At 64.5% G+C, this 20,177-nt stretch carries 18 protein-coding genes and 1 pseudogene; 8 read left to right on the forward strand and 11 right to left on the reverse strand.

What is annotated here, in order from left to right; genetic code table 11:
• Positions 1 to 104: pseudogene (locus tag CCOS865_RS13685) on the forward strand (AraC family transcriptional regulator); the annotation flags it as partial.
• 915 nt (positions 105 to 1,019) lie between these two features.
• On the opposite strand, the gene CCOS865_RS13695 reads toward CCOS865_RS13685, so the two are convergent.
• Together CCOS865_RS13695 and CCOS865_RS13700 are read right to left on the reverse strand one after the other, a co-directional pair.
• Positions 1,020 to 1,202, reverse strand: a complete 183-nt coding sequence (locus CCOS865_RS13695; RefSeq protein WP_119141656.1) for a hypothetical protein — start codon at positions 1,200 to 1,202, stop codon at positions 1,020 to 1,022.
• Between the two features lie 100 nt (positions 1,203 to 1,302).
• A complete protein-coding gene (locus tag CCOS865_RS13700; protein WP_119141658.1) occupies positions 1,303 to 1,674 on the reverse strand; it encodes a hypothetical protein in 372 nt (123 codons plus the stop codon).
• Positions 1,675 to 1,836: 162 nt separating this feature from the next.
• Between CCOS865_RS13700 and CCOS865_RS13705 the strand changes: the two genes are divergently transcribed.
• On the forward strand, positions 1,837 to 2,658 hold the full coding sequence (locus CCOS865_RS13705; RefSeq protein ID WP_119141660.1) for a shikimate 5-dehydrogenase: 822 nt from the start codon (positions 1,837 to 1,839) through the stop codon (positions 2,656 to 2,658).
• A 7-nt stretch (positions 2,659 to 2,665) separates the two neighbouring features.
• Here the strand turns inward: CCOS865_RS13705 and CCOS865_RS13710 are convergent, their stop codons facing one another.
• From CCOS865_RS13710 to CCOS865_RS13725, 4 genes are all read right to left on the reverse strand, one after another.
• Entirely contained in the window at positions 2,666 to 2,914 is a 249-nt protein-coding gene (locus CCOS865_RS13710; protein WP_119141662.1) for a hypothetical protein, read from the reverse strand.
• 101 nt (positions 2,915 to 3,015) lie between these two features.
• On the reverse strand, positions 3,016 to 3,537 hold the full coding sequence (gloA, locus tag CCOS865_RS13715; protein ID WP_119141664.1) for a lactoylglutathione lyase: 522 nt from the start codon (positions 3,535 to 3,537) through the stop codon (positions 3,016 to 3,018).
• 228 nt (positions 3,538 to 3,765) lie between these two features.
• On the reverse strand, positions 3,766 to 4,137 hold the full coding sequence (locus CCOS865_RS13720; RefSeq protein ID WP_119141666.1) for a histone-like nucleoid-structuring protein, MvaT/MvaU family: 372 nt from the start codon (positions 4,135 to 4,137) through the stop codon (positions 3,766 to 3,768).
• Between the two features lie 161 nt (positions 4,138 to 4,298).
• Entirely contained in the window at positions 4,299 to 5,927 is a 1,629-nt protein-coding gene (locus tag CCOS865_RS13725; RefSeq protein ID WP_119141668.1) for a metallophosphoesterase, read from the reverse strand.
• A gap of 162 nt (positions 5,928 to 6,089) precedes the next feature.
• Here CCOS865_RS13725 and cobF point away from each other — a divergent pair, with 162 nt between their 5' ends.
• Complete coding sequence (gene cobF / locus CCOS865_RS13730) at positions 6,090 to 6,839, forward strand: precorrin-6A synthase (deacetylating) (protein WP_119141670.1); 750 nt, start codon at positions 6,090 to 6,092, stop codon at positions 6,837 to 6,839.
• A gap of 10 nt (positions 6,840 to 6,849) precedes the next feature.
• On the opposite strand, the gene CCOS865_RS13735 is transcribed toward cobF, so the two are convergent.
• Positions 6,850 to 7,674, reverse strand: a complete 825-nt coding sequence (locus CCOS865_RS13735) for an aldo/keto reductase (RefSeq protein ID WP_119141672.1) — start codon at positions 7,672 to 7,674, stop codon at positions 6,850 to 6,852.
• Positions 7,675 to 7,918: 244 nt separating this feature from the next.
• Here CCOS865_RS13735 and CCOS865_RS13740 point away from each other — a divergent pair, with 244 nt between their 5' ends.
• The gene (locus CCOS865_RS13740; RefSeq protein ID WP_119141674.1) at positions 7,919 to 8,797 is read left to right on the forward strand and encodes a DMT family transporter; all 879 of its coding nucleotides are present in this window, start codon (positions 7,919 to 7,921) and stop codon (positions 8,795 to 8,797) included.
• A 16-nt stretch (positions 8,798 to 8,813) separates the two neighbouring features.
• On the opposite strand, the gene CCOS865_RS13745 is transcribed toward CCOS865_RS13740, so the two are convergent.
• Positions 8,814 to 9,719, reverse strand: coding sequence for a LysR family transcriptional regulator (locus CCOS865_RS13745; RefSeq protein ID WP_119141676.1), 906 nt, complete (start codon positions 9,717 to 9,719; stop codon positions 8,814 to 8,816).
• 354 nt (positions 9,720 to 10,073) lie between these two features.
• Here CCOS865_RS13745 and katG point away from each other — a divergent pair, with 354 nt between their 5' ends.
• The 3 genes from katG (at position 10,074) to CCOS865_RS13760 (ending at position 15,308) form a co-directional block, all read left to right on the forward strand.
• Positions 10,074 to 12,332 (forward strand): catalase/peroxidase HPI, encoded by a 2,259-nt coding sequence (gene katG / locus CCOS865_RS13750; protein WP_119141678.1) that lies wholly within the window; start codon positions 10,074 to 10,076, stop codon positions 12,330 to 12,332.
• Between the two features lie 303 nt (positions 12,333 to 12,635).
• Positions 12,636 to 13,847: a M24 family metallopeptidase gene (locus CCOS865_RS13755; protein WP_119141680.1), complete on the forward strand. Its 1,212-nt coding sequence runs from the start codon at positions 12,636 to 12,638 to the stop codon at positions 13,845 to 13,847.
• Positions 13,848 to 13,967: 120 nt separating this feature from the next.
• On the forward strand, positions 13,968 to 15,308 hold the full coding sequence (locus CCOS865_RS13760; RefSeq protein ID WP_119141682.1) for an MFS transporter: 1,341 nt from the start codon (positions 13,968 to 13,970) through the stop codon (positions 15,306 to 15,308).
• Between the two features lie 13 nt (positions 15,309 to 15,321).
• On the opposite strand, the gene CCOS865_RS13765 is transcribed toward CCOS865_RS13760, so the two are convergent.
• Positions 15,322 to 16,299: a GlxA family transcriptional regulator gene (locus CCOS865_RS13765; RefSeq protein ID WP_119141684.1), complete on the reverse strand. Its 978-nt coding sequence runs from the start codon at positions 16,297 to 16,299 to the stop codon at positions 15,322 to 15,324.
• Between the two features lie 188 nt (positions 16,300 to 16,487).
• Between CCOS865_RS13765 and pssA the strand changes: the two genes are divergently transcribed.
• Positions 16,488 to 17,801 carry a CDP-diacylglycerol--serine O-phosphatidyltransferase gene (gene pssA / locus CCOS865_RS13770; RefSeq protein ID WP_119141686.1) on the forward strand — a complete coding sequence of 438 codons (1,314 nt, stop codon included), beginning with the start codon at positions 16,488 to 16,490 and terminating at the stop codon, positions 17,799 to 17,801.
• Here the strand turns inward: pssA and CCOS865_RS13775 are convergent.
• Together CCOS865_RS13775 and CCOS865_RS13780 are read right to left on the reverse strand one after the other, a co-directional pair.
• Positions 17,785 to 18,969, reverse strand: coding sequence for a cupin-like domain-containing protein (locus CCOS865_RS13775; RefSeq protein ID WP_119141688.1), 1,185 nt, complete (start codon positions 18,967 to 18,969; stop codon positions 17,785 to 17,787). The two genes, pssA and CCOS865_RS13775, sit on opposite strands and share 17 nt — an antisense overlap.
• A 1,012-nt stretch (positions 18,970 to 19,981) precedes the next feature.
• Positions 19,982 to 20,177: hypothetical protein (locus CCOS865_RS13780; protein WP_147406511.1), on the reverse strand; the 196-nt coding region annotated here is incomplete at its 5' end.

Below are 20,177 nucleotides of genomic sequence, written 5' to 3' on the forward strand. Positions count from 1 at the left end.
AGTTGGCGATGGATTATGGGTTCATGCATTTGGGGCGGTTTGCTGAGAGTTATCGGCAGCGGTTTGGGGAGTTGCCTTCGGAGACGTTGCGGGGGCGGGGGTGAGGGGTGGGGCTTCGGGCTTCGGGCTTCGGGTTAGGTGAACTGATCCGTTTGGTGTGGCGCGGCCACTGGCCCCTTCCGCCCTTACGGCGGGTCACTTTTTTTCTTGGAAAAAAGTAACCAAAAACCGCTTGCTCCTGCATCCGGCCCTTCGCTGCGCTACGGGTTCCCTCACTCCGGTCTTGCTCCCGCGAGGACCGGGCTGTACGGGCCTTCCTGGCCCGCAGCCCTTGCCGGCCTTCCTGGCCGTCACCTCGCTCCGCAAGACCTCCGTTCGGCCTCCTGAAGTCGCGGTAGATCAAGATCACAAGCCAGATCAAGGGCCAGTGCAACGGCTGGCGAATCGCTGCGCTCTCGCTTGTTTATAAGGGCGGTACAGCGCGTCAGCGCCAGGATTTGCATTGGCAGTCCCGGCCTATTCGCGGGGCAAGCCCGCTCCCACAGGTTCTCTGCTGACCGTAAGGCCACTGCGGTCCCTGTGGGAGCGGGTTTACCCGCGAAGAGGCCAAGCTATCCACCACCATTGCCACTGTCGAAGATAACGCCAGCCCAGGCGCCACCCCTAACTTGGCGACCTCAGGAGGCCGAACGGAGGTCTTGCGGAGCGGGGTGACGGCCAGGAAGGCCGGCAAGGGCTGCGGGCCAGGAAGGCCCGTACAGCCCGGTCCACGCGGGAGCAAGACCGGAGTGAGGGAACCCGCAGCGCAGCGAAGGGCCGTATGTGGGAGCCGGCGGTTTTTGGTTACTTTTTTCCAAGAAAAAAAGTGACCCGCCGTAAGGGCGGAAGGGGCCATAAGTATCACCGAATCAAATGGATAAGCCCCCAACGCCCAACGCATCTACACCAAAAACACGCAAAAAAAGCCCGCCAAACGGCGGGCTGAACGAGCACAGAGAGCAACACACAACAACATTCATTCAGGCAACCAAGCTGCCACCTTGTAACCGCTCGGCCAGGGCCTGCGCAGAGGCCTTGGACGCCATCGGCCCACTGACCGCCTCGCCATTACGCATCAGGTACCAGCACGCCAGCAAACCCTGGTCACGCAACGAGGTAGGAACGGCACTGCCGATAACGGACATGATCTGGATAGTGGCCATGGGGACCTCCTGTAAGACATGGCCCTACCTTACGCAGCAGCCGACGCGGTTTGAAATCAACTTCTTCGATAGTGTTCATTAGCTTTATCAACGGTCCGGCTTACCAACGCGGCGGGCCGTAGTACACCGGCGGCGGTGGGCCGTAATAGCGCTGGTAGGCCGGCGGTGGCGCCGGTGCGTAGCGCTCGACCACATACGGTTGCGGCTGGTAATACACCGGCGGGGGCGGCTGCTGGACATACACAGGCTGCTGGACGTAGACCGGCGCCGGCGCATAGACCGGCTGCTGTTCGACGTACACGGTGCGGTCATGGCCGCCGGATACCACCGCCCCGACCACGGCGCCCACCACGGCAGCACCGAGCACCGGGCCGGCACCGTGCCAGCCTCCGCCGCCGCCATGGGCAGCAGCCGTCCCGCTGAGGGCCAGGGCACCGACCAGCAGCGCAATTGTGGGGAGTTGACGGTTCATGGAAAGACCTCGTGAGCAACCCCAAGAAGTGGGGGCTACTACTATGACCGCAGCAACTGTCAGCTGAGCACAGGGGTTGGGTAAAGGTTGTGTAAGGGGCGACCGGTGGCAGTGTCTGGTACGCTGGAAAAATCGATTCAGTCAAAGACTCAGGAGCAGGCGATGGCGATCACTCCCAGCAAGGACACCGTGCTGTGCATTTCCCTGGCCGGACGCCCCGGCACCTTCGGCGTGCGCTTTCATAATCACCTCTACCAGCAACTCGGCCTGGACTACTACTACAAGGCGATGACCACCCACGACCTGCCCGCGGCAGTGGCCGGGATTCGCGCCCTGGGGATTCGTGGCTGTGGCGTCTCCATGCCCTACAAAGAAGCCTGCATGGCGCTGGTGGACGAGGTCGACCCGTCCGCCGCCGCCATCGAGTCGGTGAATACCCTGGTCAACAGCGACGGTCACCTGAAGGCCTACAACACCGACTACATTGCGGTGCGTCAGTTACTCGAGCAGCACCAGGTCGACCCCGACACCGCGTTTGCCCTGCGTGGCAGCGGCGGCATGGCCAAGGCGGTGGCCAGCGCCTTGCGCGACGCCGGGTTTGGCGAAGGGGTGATCGTCGCCCGCAACGAGCAGGCCGGCCGCCAGCTGGCGGATGTCTGTGGCTACCGCTGGCAAGCCGAGCTCGGCGACCTGGCGCCGCCGATGCTGATCAACGTCACGCCGATCGGCATGGCGGGTGGGTCTGAGGCGCAGCAACTGGCGTTTCCCGAGACCGCGATCGCGGCCGCCGAACGGGTGTTCGACGTCGTGGCCATGCCGGCCCGCACGCCGCTGATCCAGCGCGCAGAGGCGTTGGGCAAGCCGGTGATCACCGGGCTCGAGGTCATCGCCCTGCAGGCGCTGGAACAGTTCGTGCTGTACACCGGGGTGCGGCCAAGCGCGGCCCAGGTCGAGGCCGCCGTGGCGTACGCGCGGGGTAACTAAACCCTGCTCAGTCGCTGCGCTTGCGGGCGTTCAGCTTCTGGTCCACCAGCCATTTGCCGTGGGCCAGTGAAGCATGCTGGGCATTCTCCAGGTCAGCCAATAGCGCCACTTTAAGCGGCAGTGCCAGGCGTCGACTGGTGTGGCCTTCAGGGTCGGTGATCAGGCAGCCGGCGGCATACGGGAGGGGAGACCCAGGGTGGGCCATGACGCTGGCGGTGATGGTGTGGTCGCGGTATTCACAGTGAAGGGTTTGCATCGTCCTTACCTCGCTGTGGTGTGAAAGCGGTTACTTTCATATACCACAGCGAGGGGCCGGCGGTTGCCGGCCCGACGAGCGTGCCCTGGCGGGCGGTGTTGTCAGAGCGCGGTAGGCTGGATCACTTCGACCCAGTAGCCGTCCGGGTCCTTGATGAAGGCCAGGTGGTTCATGCGGCCATCGGCAAGGCGCTTCTGGAACGGCACGTCGAGCGCCTCGAAGCGCTCGCAGGCGGCGACCACGTCGGGTACCGAGATGCAGATGTGGCCAAAGCCGCGTGGGTCGCTGTTGCCGTTGTGGTAGGCTAACTCGGCGTCGTGCTCGGTGCCATGGTTGTGGGTCAGCTCGAGCACGCCCGGGATCGACTTCATCCACTGGTGGCGCTCGGCGTCATCGGCCGGGATCTGCGCCGGGTCGACCAGGGCCAGGAAGTACAGGCTGAAGGCCGCTTCGGCGAAGTCGCGCTTGTCGACCAGGTAGAAGCCCAGCACGCGGGTGTAGAAGTCCAGCGACTTCTCGATGTCCTTGACCCGCAGCATGGTGTGGTTGAAGACGAACTTGGCCGTCGCGGTATCCGGCGTCGCAGTGACACCCGGCAGGGTATTCAGGTCGTTCAGGCTCATGGGGCCTCCAGGTACGAGGCTGGGCCCAGGGGCGCCAGCGGTAAAGACAGGCCGGCCATGATACGGCAGTAGGCCGAGGAGGCAAAATGAAAGCGCCCTGCACGAGGGCAGGGCGCTTGAATTTAGAGGCCCGCGTGTGCGGGCGCAGATGGGGTCGCTAATCCTTTAGCTGGTTGAAGCATGCGCTTGGCGCTGTGAAAAAAGTGTGAAGCCTGCGTTGATGTTTCATCAGCGCAGCCAACTTTCCACCGTCTGCCCGCCATACTCCTGTTTCCACGCCTTGAGGCCGCGGTGGTTACCCCCTTTGGTCTCGATCAGCTCGCCGGTGTGCGGGTTCTCGTAGACTTTCACCACGCGCGGCCGGCGTTGCTGTTTTGCAGCGCTGCCGGACGCCTTGGCGCCCACTTTGGCGGCGACTTTGGGGTCGAGGATGGCGATGATGTCGCGCAGGCCTTTGTCGTAGCTCTTCATCAGGCCGAGTAGTTTGTGCTCGAATTCGATTTCACGTTTGAGGCCGGCATCCTTTTTCAGCGCCTCCAGTTGTGCGATCTGTTCCTGGAGGGCTTTTTCGGCAGCACGAAACTCTGCAAGTCTGGACACTGTCATCACTCCTGTACTTCTGCTGTGGCGAGGCGTGACGAACATTGACTAAAGCATTAAACGCCGGCCACGCGGGTGGGTAACGCTGTTCGCTGAGGTCGAGTGTAGTAGTCACCCGCTAGTGGGTAAACCGTAAACTTTTAATAAGTTGTAGCGGAACTTTAAGGGGTGTTTGACTGTACAGCGGGCGCGGCCTCTGCCGCGTGTGCGCGCACCCCGCAGCCATGGAATAAGTCTTTCAGGTCGAAGGTGGCGTCGGCCCCGTCCACCAACTGTGCGGCCTGGTAGCGGACGTGGATACGCTTGTTCCAGAATTCAGCGGGCTCACGGAACGTGATCTGCTCGGAGCGGCTGCCTTGAGCGGCGCCCCTGAGTTCCTGCAGAAACTCACCCCGGTCGTTGTGAAGTGCAACACGGAACCAATAGTTGCCCGGGCCGTACCCCGCGTAAGGCGGGCTCCACTTGACGCTGAATTGATTATTGGGCGCACCGGGCTCACCCAGGGCGCTATAGCACAGGTCTTTAGGGGAGAGGAGCTTGTGCGCGGTCACTGCAGTGCCGGTAAAGGTCTTGACTGGGCGACTGCCAGCATCGTACACCCTGATGCTGTAGGCATAACGCCGGTCCGGTTGGAGATTATTGAAGCGGACCTTCTTGTTGGCGTCTGAGCCCACGTAAGCGCCACCGTCGAGGGAGACTTCGAAGCGGGTGAAATCACGGTCGCGTATGTGCCGCAGCGGCAGGGTGAAGTCCAGCACCTCGGGCCAGGCCAGAATATCCGGTTCAGGAATGTACATCTTCAGGGGGATCGTCAGCAGCGGCTGGGCGAGGATTACATTGTTCTTCGCTTGCTTGACGATGAATGCGTTGGCCTGCGCGTCGGACTCACCGACCAGGAAGGTCTGGTTGATGGGGGATCCGGAATCCAATACCGGTACGTCACCGATCTTGCCGCGGTCAGCGAGGGTATGGGTATGGCCGTGGAAGATGGCCAGGACTTTATATCGGTTGACCATCTCGCTGAACCGAGCGACCTCGCTTGGGTTACCCCAATCCGCATCGTAGTTGGGGCTGCGGTGCATGTTGATGATCACCAGCTTGCGCGCTTGCTCCGCCGCTTTGAGTTGGCCCTCCAGCCAATCCAGTGACGGCTTTATATGGACGGTCTTGTCTTCAAAGTTGTGAAAGCCGCTCCAGCTTTTTTGGTACGCATAGTGGTTGTGCAGCTGGATCAACACGAAGTCGCCGAACGTCTTGCTGTAGGCCATGCTGCCCTGGTACTTCTGCCATGTCGGGCTGTCGCTGCCTTCCTGAAACTGATCAAAGGCGTCCACATTCCAGCCCTTTAGGTCTTCGGTCAAATAGTCGACGACGGAGCGCGTGGCGCATGCATTGAAGGCGCAGTCATCGACGTTGTTTTCGTAGTCATGGTTACCCAGACCATAAAATGTGCCCGGCAGCATGCGGGCTTTCATTTCTTTCCACTCACCACTGTGGCCGAATTCGGTAATGTCGCCGTTAAGAATGTTAGGGACAGCGTTCGTGCCGCCATGGGCGTCTCGGTAGCGGGTGATCGCCGCTTTCTGCGCGTCCAGGAGGCGCGCTGATCCGTCAGGATCATTCGGGCCTTTGGGGGATCGTGGATATTGTGTGTCCGATTGGAATACAAACCGTTGTGTGACGGTGTTGGTTTCTGCAAACGCTGGCTGATGCAGGGCTCCCGTAAGCATCACGCTGCTTAGCAGCGTCAGCAAGGGGCGGCGTGCCCAGGCGAATTTGAAAGTTGACATGATGGGCGTTCTCTATCGGTGATCGGGAAGTTGCAAGCCCGATCGTGCTGGAGATCGCGAGTGTGGATAACTGGTGGTTCCAAGAGTTGACAGCCGTGGACGGTGCATTTTGCACCCGCAGGGAGACCCGGCTACGCTCCCGAAAAGCAGGCGGTCGAGACGATGCATACACTTCTGTTGATTGGCATAGGCGCGGGTGATCCACAGCAGATCACGCTGCAAGCCGTGGCGGCACTCCAACGTGCCACGGTGTTTTTCGTGCTGGACAAGGGGGCCGGCACCGAAGACCTGGTGCAGATCCGCAAGCGCATCCTCGAGCGCCATGCCGTGCCTGATCGTTACCGGCTGGTGCAGGTCGAAGATCCCCCTCGTGCGTCAGGCGCCGCGGACTATCAGGCGGCAGTCGAGGACTGGCATGCACGGCGGGCGCGGCTGTATGCGCGGTTGATCGAAGACCAGCTGCGCCCCGACGATGTCGGCGCGTTTCTCCTGTGGGGCGACCCGAGCCTGTATGACAGCACCTTGCGCATCCTCGACCGGGTTCGCGCGCTGGGCGTGCCGCTCACTGTGCAGGTGATCCCGGGCATCAGCAGCATTCAGGCCCTGGCGGCCAGCCATCAGATCCCCCTCAACCGCATTGGTGAGCCCTTGACCGTGCTGCCGGGGCGACGCCTGGCCGGGCTGGGGCGGATCGACAACGTGGTGGTGATGCTCGACGGCGAGTGCGCGTTTGCCACGCTGGATGATCCCGACCTGCAGATCTATTGGGGAGCCTACCTGGGCACCGCCGATGAGCTGCTGATCGCCGGACGCCTGGTGGAGGTCAAGGCGAAGATCCTCGAGGTGCGTGAGCAGGCGCGGCGGCGCAAAGGTTGGATCATGGACACCTACCTGTTGCGCCGCTTGCCCTGACGTTCGACTGTCAGCTGTTCCAGTCAGGCGCGAATTCCGGGCTGACCACACGCTGATCCTTCGGCAAGCCGGCAATCAACGCTCGGTCCTGGGCATCCAGCGGTACATCCAGTGCCGCCAGGTTAGCCAGCTGGTTCTCGCGGCTGCTGGCCTTGGGGATGACCGCCACGCCGTCCTGGTCGAGCAACCACTTCAGCGCCACCTGGCTGGGCAGTACGCCATGCTTGGCGGCGATGTCGCGGATCACCTGCTGCTCCGCCGCGCGGCCGCGTGCCAGCGGGGTATAGGCGGTCAGCGCGAGGTCATGCTGGCGGGCGTAGTCGAGCAGCGGTTGCTGGCCGAGCAGCGCGTGGTACTCGACCTGGATCGCCGACAGCGGCGCGCCCAGCTCTTCGATCACCTGGCGCAGCAGGCCCAGCGGGAAGTTGGCGACGCCGATGGCGCGTGCCTTGCCTTCGTCGCGCAGGGCGACCAGGGTTTCGATGCTGCGGGCGAGGTCCCAGTCCTGGCCGGGCCAGTGGATATGGAACAGGTCGACATGGTCGGTGCCCAGCGCGCGCAGGCTGTCTTCCAGCGACTGGCGCATGGCCGTCGGCGCCAGGCGGTCCCACCAGACCTTGGTGGTCAGGTGGATCTGCTCGCGCGGCACATCGGACTCGCGCAGCGCCTGGCCGACCGCGTCCTCGTTGTTGTAGGCGGTGGCGGTGTCGATGTGGCGGTATCCCAGCGCCAGGGCCTGGCGTACGGCGCTGGTGCACTGCTCGCCGGTCATCGGCCAGGTGCCCAGGCCAATGGCGGGCATGTCCAGGCCGTGGCGGGTGGTGAGCCTATGCATGAAAACTCCTTGTACGGTTCTAGGGGGCGCCGACCATGTTCGTCCATCGACAGGGGACGGACCATGCGGGTGGGGTAAAAACTGGTCGATCAGCGAACGAAAATTCGCCGCGTCGGGCGCGTATCGGCATCGCGGCTATCGCAACCCGGCGGATCTCTTCTAGAATCCGCCCAACACATCCGTGCGGCCTGTACGGCAGCGGAGTCCCCCGGCGCGGCTTGAGCGCGCCACCGTCGAGAACGCCATGAGTTCGAGTACACCGCTGTCCGGAGTCAATCAGCCACTGCGAGGGATCGCCCTGGTGGTGGTGGCCACCTTCCTGTTTGCCAGCCACGATGCCTTGTCGAAATTTCTCGGTGGCCTGTACCCGGTGATCATGGTGGTCTGGGTGCGCTACCTGGTGCACACCCTGCTGATGGCCGGGATCTTCCTGCCCAAGTCGGGCATGGCGGTGCTGCGTACCCGCCGGCCGCTGCTGCAGACCTTGCGCGCCTTGAGCCTGCTGAGCACCAGCCTGCTGTTCACCGCCGGCCTGCAATACCTGCCGCTGGCCGAGGCGACCTCGGTCAACTTCCTCGCCCCGGTGCTGGTGACTGCGCTGTCGGTGCCGCTGCTCAAGGAGCATGTGACCGTCGGCCAATGGGCCGCGGTGGTGCTGGGCTTTATTGGCGTGCTGGTGGTGGTGCACCCCGGTGGGGCGATGTTTACCCCGGCGATCCTGTTCCCGTTCGGCTCGGCGCTGGGCTTCTGCTTCTATCAATTGCTCACGCGCAAGGTGGCGGCCTACGACAGCCCGACCACCAGCAACTTCTACGCCGGGCTGTGCAATACCCTGGTGATGAGCCTGCTGGTGCCGTTCTTCTGGCAGCTGCCACGCTGGGACCACGCCCTGCTGATGCTGGCGCTGGGCGGCTTCGGCATGACCGCGCACCTGCTGTTGACCCAGGCGTTCCGCTTTGCCGCGCCGGCCATGTTGGCGCCGTTCAGTTATTGCCAGATCGTGTTTGCCGGGCTGCTCGGTTTCGTCGTGTTCCGCCAGGTGCCAGACAGCGTCAGCCTGGTCGGCATCGCCATCATCTGCCTCAGCGGGCTGGGCGCGGCGTGGATGCAGCGCCGCAAGTAGCCCCGCCCCGCGCGGCTCAGTCGCGCGCCATGAACTGCAGGATCCGCTCGCGCAACCAGCGTTCGGCCGGGTCGTTGTCGTGGGCGCTGCTCCAGGCCATCGACAACTCCGCTTCGCAGATCTCGAAGGGCGCAGGGTCGGCGCGCAGGCTGCCATCGTCGGCCAGGGCGCAGGCGGCGTAGTCGGGCACCGTGGCGATCAGTTCGGTGTTGCGCAAAAGGGTGCGCAGGCTGCCGAACTGCGGCACCGCCAGCACCACCTTGCGACAGCGGCCGATGCGCGCCAGGTCGAGGTCGATGTTGCCGCTCATGTCACCCGAGAACGACACCATTACATGCGGCCGTGCGCAGTACTCATCGAGGGTCAGCGGCCCGGGGCGATCGTCTGCGCGCAGCACCCGTACGCCGATGTCGCGCAGCTTGCGGCGCTTGGCGTTGGCGGGGAGGTCGGTGGTGTAGCTGACCCCGACCGAGATCTCCCCCGAGGCGAGCAGGCCAGGCATCAGCAGGAAGTTGGCCCGGCGCACCACCACGCTGATCTGCGGCGCCTCTTCGCGCAGCGCCTGCAGCAATGCCGGAAACAGGCCGAACTCGGCGTCGTCCGAGAGCCCCAGGCGGAATACGTTGCAGCTGCTGGCCGGCTCGAACGACTTGGCCCGGCTGATCGCCGCAGAAATCACGTCCATCGCCGGTGCCAGCTCGGAAAAGATCTGCATGGCCCGCGGCGTGGGTTCCATGGCGCGACCGTTGCGGATCAGCAGCGGGTCGTCGAACAGGTCACGCAGGCGGGCGAGGGCGGCGCTCACGGTGGGCTGGGTAATGAACAGCTTTTCGCCGACGCGGGTCAGGTTGCGCTCGATCATCAGCGCTTCGAACACCACCAGCAGGTTCATGTCGACGCGGCGCAGGTCGTTGCGGTTCATGGGGCAAGGGCTCTCGGGCGAAGGTCGTGGCGTTGTATTCAAGCACGAAGCGGGCCAGCGGGCTTGTACCGATGTGCGCTGACAGAGCCAGGCTATCGGCGCTCAATACGGACTCTATTAGAAGTCTGCCGCAGCTCGACTAGTCTTGACTCTGGCCCTGCGAAAAGCCTGCGCGGGCGGCGGGTCAGCACCTCGGTGCAAGACCCTGACGCCGCGTGGCAGCACGCTCGCAAGCCCTTGTCGGCACAGACCGACAGACCTGATGAGGGGTAGGCATGAGCCTTGGTGCTCGGCTGAGTAAAACCTGGCATAGACCGGAAATCTGGATAGAACCCGACCCAAAGGTACCCGCAGATGTCGACCGAATCGAAATGCCCGTTCCATCAAACCGCAGGTGGCGGCACCACCAACCGAGACTGGTGGCCTGACCAGCTCAATTTGAAAATTCTTCACCAGCATTCAGACAAGTCCGACCCGATGGACCCGGACTTCGACTACGCCAAGGCGTTCAAGAGCCTTGACTTCCAGGCCCTGAAAAATGACCTCACGGCCTTGATGACCGACTCCCAGGACTGGTGGCCGGCCGACTTCGGCCACTATGGCCCGCTGTTCATCCGCATGGCCTGGCACAGCGCCGGGACCTACCGGATCGGTGATGGCCGCGGGGGCGCAGGCTCCGGCCAGCAACGCTTCGCACCGCTCAACAGCTGGCCGGACAACGTCAGCCTGGACAAGGCTCGGCGGCTGCTGTGGCCGATCAAGCAAAAGTACGGCAACACGATTTCCTGGGCCGACCTGATCGTCCTCACCGGCAACGTCGCCCTGGAATCGATGGGCTTCAAGACCTTCGGCTTCTCCGGCGGTCGCGCCGATGTCTGGGAGCCGGACGAAGACGTCTACTGGGGCTCGGAAAAAGTCTGGCTGGGCGGAGACACCCGCTACGGCAAGGCCCAGGCGCCAGGGCAGGGCGACCTTGTCGCAGAACCCGCCAAGCATGGCGAGGAGCAAAGCCGCACCGACGGCGGGCGCAACCTCGAGAACCCGCTGGCCGCCGTGCAGATGGGCCTGATCTACGTCAACCCGGAAGGCCCCGAAGGCAACCCCGACCCGATCGCCTCGGCCAGGGACATCCGCGAGACCTTTGGCCGCATGGCCATGAACGATGAAGAAACCGTAGCCCTGATCGCCGGTGGCCACGCCTTCGGCAAGACCCACGGCGCCGGCCCGGCGGACAACGTCGGTGCCGAGCCAGAGGCGGCAGGGCTGGAGCAGCAAGGCTTCGGTTGGCATAACAAATTCGGCACCGGCAAGGGTCCCGACACCATCACCAGCGGCCTCGAAGTGACCTGGACCTCGACCCCGACGCGCTGGAGCAACGAGTACCTGGAAAACCTCTTCCGCTTCGACTGGGAGCTGACCAAGAGCCCGGCAGGGGCCAATCAGTGGCGGCCGAAAAACAACGACGGCGCCGGGCAGATCCCCGATGCCCATGACCCGAGCAAGCGCCACGCGCCCTCGATGCTCACCTCGGACCTGGCACTGCGTTTCGACCCGACCTACGAGCCGATCGCCCGCCGCTTCAAGGACAATCCTGAGCAGTTGGCCGACGCGTTCGCCCGCGCCTGGTACAAGCTGATCCACCGCGACATGGGCCCGCTGGCGCGCTACCTGGGCCCGGAAATGCCCCAGGAAGAACTGCTCTGGCAAGACCCGCTGCCCAAGGCTGGCGCGGCTGCACTCGGTGAGCAGGACATCACCGACCTGAAAGCCAAGGTGCTGGCCTCGGGCCTGAGCGTCGGCGAACTGGTCTCCACTGCCTGGGCTTCGGCGTCTACCTTTCGTGGCTCGGACAAGCGCGGCGGCGCCAACGGTGCCCGACTGCGCCTGGCCCCGCAGAAGTTCTGGGCGGCCAACCAGCCTCAACAGCTGGACAAGGTCCTGGGCGCACTGGAAAAGATCCGCAGTGAGTTTGCTGCGGGTGGTAAGAACGTTTCCCTGGCCGACCTGATCGTGCTGGCCGGCAGTGCAGCGGTGGAGAAAGCCGCCAAGGACGCGGGGCACAACGTGAGCGTTCCGTTCCGAGGTGGCCGCGTCGACGCCTCCCAGGAGCAGACCGACGTCGAGTCGTTTGCCGTGCTGGAGCCGTTGGCCGATGGTTTCCGCAACTTCTCCAAGGGCGCCTACAGCGTCAAGGCCGAACGGTTGCTGCTGGACAAGGCACAACTGCTGACCCTCACCGCACCCGAACTGACCGTGCTGATCGGCGGCCTGCGCGTGCTCGGCGCCAACCACGACGAGAGCAAGCACGGCGTGTTCACGGATAAGCCAGGGCAGCTGAGCAACGACTTCTTCCGCAACCTGCTGGACATGAGCGTGGAGTGGAAGCCGACCTCGGCGGACAACGAAACCTTCGAGGGCCGTGATCGCAAGACCGGGCAGGCGAAGTGGACCGGTACCCGCGTCGACCTGGTGTTTGGCTCGCATGCGCAACTGCGGGCGTTGAGCGAGGTGTATGGCAGCAGTGATGGCAATGCCAAGTTCGTCAACGACTTCATCGCTGCGTGGACCAAAGTGATGGAGCTGGATCGTTTTGACCTGAATCCCCAGGTCTAGACGCATTGATGCCTTTGGCTTGAGCTTGCTGGGGCCGCTGCGCGCCCCTATCGCGACACAAGGCCGCTCCCACACGGATGGACTGTACCGTCACTGTGGGAGCGGCCTTGTGTCGCGAAAGGGTCGCGCAGCGGCCCCAGCATTCGTTCAGACGACTGCTTAGGGAAAGGTAACCACCGAGGAAGTTGCCATTTCGCCAATTCCAGGTCGGATAGATACAAAAGAGCGTTCCCTCGTTCTGCTGCAATGCATCTCAGGCGGCCGGCCTGAACAGCGTGCTCACAACGATAAGGAACAGCGACCATGCAAATGCCCCAGACCCTCAAGATCCGCAATGGCGAGAAGGCCAAACCGACCTTTTCCACCCAGGAATACGCCGCCCGCCATGCCCGGCTGCGCGCCTACATGGCCGAGCAGGACATCGAGGCTGCGGTCTTCACCTCGTACCACAACGTCAACTACTACAGCGATTTCCTGTACTGCTCGTTCGGCCGCCCGTATGCCCTGGTGGTCACCCACGACAAGGTGGTCTCGATCAGCGCCAACATCGACGGTGGCCAGCCCTGGCGCCGGACGGTAGGCACCGACAACATCGTCTACACCGACTGGCAGCGCGACAACTACTTCGTCGCCATCCAGCAAGCGCTGCCACTGGCCTCGCGCATCGGCGTGGAGTTCGACCACCTCAACCTGCAGAACCACGCCAAGCTCGCCGCCTGCTACCCCAAGGCCGATCTGGTCGACATCGGCGCACCGTGCATGCGCATGCGCATGATCAAGTCGGCCGAGGAGCAGGCGCTGATTCGCCATGGCGCGCGGGTTGCCGACATCGGCGGGGCAGCGGTGGTCGAGGCGCTGCGTGACCAGGTGCCGGAATACGAGGTGGCGCTGCATGCGACCCAGGCCATGGTGCGTGAAATCGCCAGGAGCTTCCCCGACGGCGAATTGATGGACAGCTGGACCTGGTTCCAGTCCGGGATCAATACCGACGGTGCGCACAACCCCGTCACCAGCCGCCGGGTGAACCCGGGCGAGATCCTCAGCCTCAATTGCTTCCCGATGATCGCCGGCTATTACACGGCCCTCGAGCGGACCTTGTTCCTCGAGCATTGCCCGGACGATCATCTGCGCCTGTGGCAGGCCAACGTCGAGGTCCATGAGGCCGGGCTCAAGCTGATCAAGCCGGGCATGCGCTGCTGTGACATCGCCCGCGAGCTGAACGAGATCTTCCTGCGCCATGACCTGTTGCAGTACCGCACCTTTGGCTACGGCCACTCCTTCGGTACGCTGAGCCACTACTACGGGCGTGAGGCCGGCCTGGAGCTGCGCGAGGACATCGACACGGTGCTCGAGCCGGGCATGGTGGTCTCGATCGAGCCGATGATCATGCTCCCAGAAGGGCGGCCGGGTGCGGGCGGTTACCGCGAGCACGACATCCTCATCGTCAACGACCAGGGCGCCGAGAACATCACCCATTTCCCGTATGGGCCCGAGCACAACATCATCCGCAAGTAACCGCTGCGTTCCGCCTCATCGCGGGGGCAAACCCCGCGATAGAGCCGGCCCTGACAACAAAAATACTCAAGAATGACCGTCCAACCCTGCCTCCAATTAAAACAACAGAGGGTACCCGTCATGTCCCACGCGTCAGATCCCGCAATCCCCCTTACCCTCTCCCAGCCTGCCGCCAACAGCGAGCGCCAGGCCCTGCGCAAGGCCGCCCGGGCGAGCTTCATGGGCAACTTCGTCGAATGGTTCGACTACGCCGCCTACGGCTACCTGGCGACGATCATCGCCGCCACCTTCTTCCCCGACGCCGACAAGACCACCGGCTTGCTGGCCACCTTTGCCGTGTTTGCCCTGTCGTTCATCGTCCGCCCGCTGGGTGGCGTGGTCTGGGGCCACTTCGGCGACCGGCATGGCCGGCGCAACGCCTTGTCGTGGTCGATCCTGATCATGTCGGTGTCGACCTTTTGCATCGGCATCCTCCCAGGCCATGCGCAGATCGGCCTCTGGGCGCCGGCGCTGCTGCTGTTGATCCGCCTGGTGCAGGGCTTCTCGGCCTCGGGCGAATACGCGGGGGCCGCGGCGTTTCTGGCCGAGTACGCACCGGCCGGTCGGCGCGGGCTGTACACCAGCATCGTGCCGGCCAGTACGGCGGCGGGGTTGCTGTTTGGCGCGGCGTTCGTCGCCACCCTGCATGAGCTGCTCAGCACGGAACAGCTGCACGAGTGGGGCTGGCGCCTGCCGTTCCTGCTGGCAGCGCCGTTCGGCCTGGTCGGCCGCTACATCCGCATGAGCCTGCAGGACACGCCCAAGTTCCTCGAGATGGAGCAACGCCTGGAGCACAAGGCCGGCGCCACCCCGGCGCCGATCCGCGAGCTGCTCAGGGATCACCGCCGCAGCCTGTGCATCGGCATCGGCGTGACCTGCCTGAACGCCGTGGCGTTCTACCTGCTGCTCAGCTACATGCCCACCTACCTGTCGACGGAAATGGGCATGAGCGAGCGTGACTCGTTCATCGCCTCGACGGTGTCGCTGGCGACCTATATCGGGCTGATCTTCCTGATGGGGCGGCTGTCTGACTACTTCGGGCGCAAGGCCATGCTGATCATCGCCTCGCTGCTGTTCCTGGGCTTGACCGTGCCGCTGTTCAGCCTGCTCGACCAGCAGCCGCTGCTGGTGATCCTGGCCATCCAGATCCTGTTCGGGGCCATGCTGGCGATGAACGACGGCACCTTGCCGTGCCTGCTGGCCGAGATCTTCCCGACCCGGGTGCGCTTCACCGGCTTTGCCTTGAGCTTCAACATCGCCAATGCGCTGTTTGGCGGCACCGCGCCGTTTATCGCGACCTGGCTGATCCAGGCCACGGGCAGCAAGCTGGCCCCCGCGGGTTACCTGCTGGCGGCGGCGGTGGTGGCCCTGGTGGCGATGCTGGCCTGCCGGGAGACGGCGCACCGGCCGCTGAGCGACTAGCTGATCGCGCTACTCAGTGCAGGGACGCCTGCCGCCGCTCGCCCAGCGGCGACAGGCCAAAGAATCGGCTGTAACTCTTGGAAAAGTGCGCTGGCGAGGTAAACCCGCAGGCCAGCGCGATCTCCCTGACCTGGGAATCACTGCGCAACAACAATTCGCGCGCCCGCGACAGCCGCAGCTCCAGGTAGTACTGGCTGGGCGTGCGCCCCAGGTACTTGTGAAACAGCCGCTCGAGCTGGCGCACGGTCACCTCGTTGAGCCCGGCCAGCTCCTCCAGCCCCAGCGGCTCTTCGAGGTTGGCCTCCATGATCGCCACCACCTGGCTGAGCTTTGGCTGGCCGCTGCCGAGCCTGGTCCGCAGCGGCACCCGCTGGCGCTCGCGCTCGCCGCGTACGCGGTCACACAGCAGCAGTTCGGCCGCCTTGGCGGCGACCTGCGCGCCGTCAGGCTCACGCGCCACCAGGTGCAGCATCATGTCCATGGCCGCCACACCGCCTGAACAGGTGTAGCGATCGCGGTCCAGCTCGAACAGCTGATTGGAGATGACGATGCCCGGGAAACGCTCCTTGAGCGCTTCGATGTCTTCCCAGTGGATCGTGCAGCGGTAGCCCTTGAGCAGGTCGGCGCGCGCCAGCAGTTGGCTGCCGGTGCAGATGCCGCCGAGCGGGACTTTGTGCCGGGCCAGCTGGCGCAGCCAGTCGATCAGCGGGCGGCTGCTGCGGTCGGTGATGATCGGGTTGGCCCCGACCACGAACAGCGCGTCGAGCGGCGGCGCATCGGCGATGCTGTGGTCAGGCAGGATGCGCATGCCGTTGCTGGCCGTCACCGGCTCGCCGCTGGCGGCGATCAGCACGCTGCGGTACAGGGTGCGGCAGGCGGCGAGGTTGGCCATGCGCAGGGTTTCCACCGCCGACGCCAGGCCGATGGTGGTGAAGTTGGGCATGACCAGGAAGCCGAATGTCCGGGTCGGTTGAGCGGAGGGCTGGAGCATGGGCGATCTTCCTGTGCAAGCTGAGCTGGGTTCATCAGGGGGCAGTGAGAACATCGAGCCTGCTGCTGTTCTTGTTATGATGGGCCGTGGCCGGGCCTGATACTACACCCTGCATCCACGGCCAGGAATGCACGGCGACTGCCTGCAGACACTCGAGACAGGAGGTGAACCGCTTGATCCGCACACCCATGGCAGTACCCCACAAGGGCTTTGCCCTGGCGCCGCAAGCCATCGAGGTGCTCCCCGATGCCGTCGCCTACCGCACCTGCCTGCTCGAACGTATCGCCAGCGCGACCCGACGGATCGTCATCGTCGCCCTGTACCTGCAAGAGGACGAAGCCGGCCAGGAGGTGCTCGATGCGCTGTACCGGGCCAAGGCGGCGCGCCCGTCGCTGCAGATCGTCATCGTGGTCGACTGGTTCCGTGCGCGCCGGGGCCTGCTCGGCGCCGGCCGCCAGCCGGGCAACGCCGCCTGGTACCAGGCCCAGCGTGAGCATCACGGCCTGGATGTGGTCATCCATGGCGTGCCGGTGCAGACCCGCGAACTGTTCGGCGTGCTGCACCTCAAGGGCAGCATCATCGATGACTGCGTGATCTACACCGGTGCCAGCCTGAACAACGTCTACCTGCACCGTTTCGAGCGTTATCGGCTCGACCGCTACCACCTGTTCGACTGCCCGGCACTGGCCGACGCCATGGTCGAGCTGGTGCGCTCGGTGCTGGCCAGCACCGCCACCCCGCGCCTCGACCTGCCGGAGCAGCCCTCCACGCGCAGCCTGCGCGGGGACATCCGGCGGCTGCGCGCACGCCTGCGCAAAATGGCCTATCCGCTGCCGGAGCAGCCCGCCAGCGAAGGCCTGCGGGTAATGCCGCTGCTCGGTATCGGCCGTGGCAACCCGCTCAACAAGACAGTCTGTGCGCTGCTGGCGGCGGCGCGCACACAGATCGTCATCAGCACCCCGTACTTCAACCCGCCGCGGGTGGTGATGGGTGAGATCGATCGGGCGCTGGCGCGGGGCGTGAACGTCGAATTCATCGTTGGCCATCGCACCGCCAACGACTTCTATGTCGAGCCGGGGCAGCCGTTCAGCGCCAGTGCGGTGTTGCCGTACCTGTACGAAGACAACCTGCGGGCGTTTGCCCGGCGCCGTCAGGCGCTGCTCGACAGCGGCCAGCTGGTGCTGCGCATCTGGAACGACCCCGGGCATACCTTCCATGCCAAAGGGCTGTGGATCGACCAGCGCTACAGCCTGCTGACCGGCAACAACCTGAACCCGCGCGGGTTCAACCTCGACCTCGAGAACGGCCTGCTGATCGACGACCCGCAAGGCCAGTGGCTGGCGCCCCGCGAGGCGGAGCTGCAAGGCATCCGTCGGCATGCGCCGGCGCTGCGCTCGGCCGCCGAGCTGGGCGAGGCGGGCGAGCACCCGCTGCAGGTGCGCAAGTTTCTCAAGCGCCTGCGTTACAGCCGCCTGGAACCCTTGATCAAGCGGGTGTTGTAGGCCGTTCGAGGGCGTCCAGCTCCGGGATCGGCGAGGTGCTCCAGCCGCGCCCGGAGTCGACCCAGAAGTTAACCGACAGCGAGGTGGCCAGCGACTCCACCTGGTGGAACCAGCCCTCCGGCAGGAACAGGAGGTCGCCGGCCTGCAGTACCACTTCCATGAAGTGCACGGCGTCGCTGCCAGGGAAGCGCACCGGGTCGGGCGCCCGTGGGTCGACGTCGCAGCCCTCCAGGCCGCCGTCCGGCGAGGTCGCCCAACACCCCAGCGCCTCGCGGTAATGCGGGGCGGCGAGGATAAACGACTTCTCGCCCCAGACCTGAGCGAACAGGTTGTCGCTGTCGTCGCGGTGCAACGGGGTCAGGGTGCCTTTCGGACCAATCCAGATACGCGGCGGGATGAACTGGCTGGTGGCGAAGTAATCGGGGTAGCGGATCTGCTCGAGCAGCTGCGTCGGCAGGATATTGTTGCCCATGTAGGCCGGTGGCTTGCCGTCGGCACTCGGCGTGGCGGGGGCGTCCAGGCTGGCGACGAACTCGGCCATCGAGGTGGAGCGAAAATCGCGCTCGGTAGAGAAGGTCTTCTTCACGTAGTCGCCGTGCCGAGTAATACCCTGCAGGTCGGCGAACAGCTCGAGTGACGCCTGGCGGCCGATCGAGAACAGCGGCCAGTCGTGCAGCGCATCGCTGATCACCACGGGGGTGCCATGGCGCATGTAGCGCTGGCGAAACTCATCCAGCCCCAGCCCGCTGCGCGGCCGCCGCTCGATGTTGCGCAGCGGCGCCTGGCGCGCCGACAGTGCGTCGCTGAGGCGGGGCCGCGGCGGGTAGCGGTGGTTGGCCTTGACCGCCGGCGCCGAGGCGCCCCGCAGCATCATGCTGATGGCTTGCGGCAGCAGGGTCGCCAGGCCCAGATTGCCGTCGATCTTCAGCCGGCCGTTGGCGAACAGCGCCTCGACATTGGCCTGCCCGGCCATGATGCCCATGAAGTCCTTGGCCGCGACGCTGATGCTGACGTCTGGCGCCGGGTGCCGGCCGGTGCCTTTGCCACCCTGGCCGGCCGCCTCGTACCAGAACGCGGTCTGGCCGTCGAAGACGAACTGGAACACGCCTTTGAGGCCAACGCTGCTGGCGTTGGCGAACAGTTTGCCCAGAATGATCTGCAGGTCCACGGGGTGCTCACTTGTTGGCTTGGTTGAACAGGTGACGAGGGAACTCGGCGAACATTTAGGTTGTTCACGGATTATTGGGACAGTCGCTGGTGGGGGGCGCGTTTCTGGTAGCGAGCTTATCCGTTTGCTGTGGTGCGGCCACTGGCCCCTTCCGCCCTTACGGCGGGTCACTTTTTTTCTTGGAAAAAAGTAACCAAAAACCGCTTGCTCCTACATCCGGCCCTTCGCTGCGCTACGGGTTCCCTCACTCCGGCCTTGCTCCCGCGAGGACCGGGCTGTACGGGCCTTCCTGGCCCGCAGCCCTTGCCGGCCTTCCTGGCCGTCACCTCGCTCCGCAAGACCTCCGTTCGGCCTCCTGAAGTCGCAGTAGATCAAGATCACGAGCCAGATCAAGGGCCAGATCAAGATCAAGGGCCAAGGCAACGGCTGGCGAATCGCTGCGCTCTCGCGGGTTTATAAGGGCGGTACAGCGCGTCAGTGCCAGATTTTGCATTGACCTTCCGGCCATCGCGGGCAAGCCCGCTCCTACAGGTCGGCGTGGTCCTTGTAGGAGCGGGCTTGCCCGCGATGATCAGATATCCACCACAAATGTCACTATCGAAGATAACGCCAGCCCAGGCGCCGCCCCTAACTTGGCGACCTCAGGAGGCCGAACGGAGGTCTTGCGGAGCGAGGTGACGGCCATGGATGGCCGGCAAGGGCTGCGGGCCAGGAAGGCCCGTCCAGCCCGGTCCTCGCGGGAGCAAGGCCGGAGTGAGGGAACCCGCAGCGCAGCGGAGGGCCGGATGTGGGAGCCGGCGGTTTTTGGTTACTTTTTTCCAAGAAAAAAAGTGACCCGCCGTAAGGGCGGAAGGGGCCATCAGCACCACCACATCGAATGGATAAGCCCCAAAAAGCCCAACGCCTCTACACCGAACACACGTAAAAACATGGGCATCACGCGGTCGGCGTGGAAGCGGCCTTGCCGGGGCGCCGGACCGGTCGGAGAGGGCGGCATGAGCAACACGTCGCTTCAGGCCGCCTCTACGTGCACCGGCACCCCATTCAACGCCGCATTGCCCGACACGGCATCGCGCAGGTGCTCATCGGTGAGGTCATTGGCACTCACCCCAGGCTGGGCATCGGCGATCTGCAAGCGCGCGCCCTGGCGCCCATGCCCATAGCCATGCGGCAGGCTGACCACGCCGGGCATCATGTCTTCGCTGGCC

This window comes from Pseudomonas reidholzensis (assembly GCF_900536025.1).
GTDB lineage: Bacteria > Pseudomonadota > Gammaproteobacteria > Pseudomonadales > Pseudomonadaceae > Aquipseudomonas > Aquipseudomonas reidholzensis.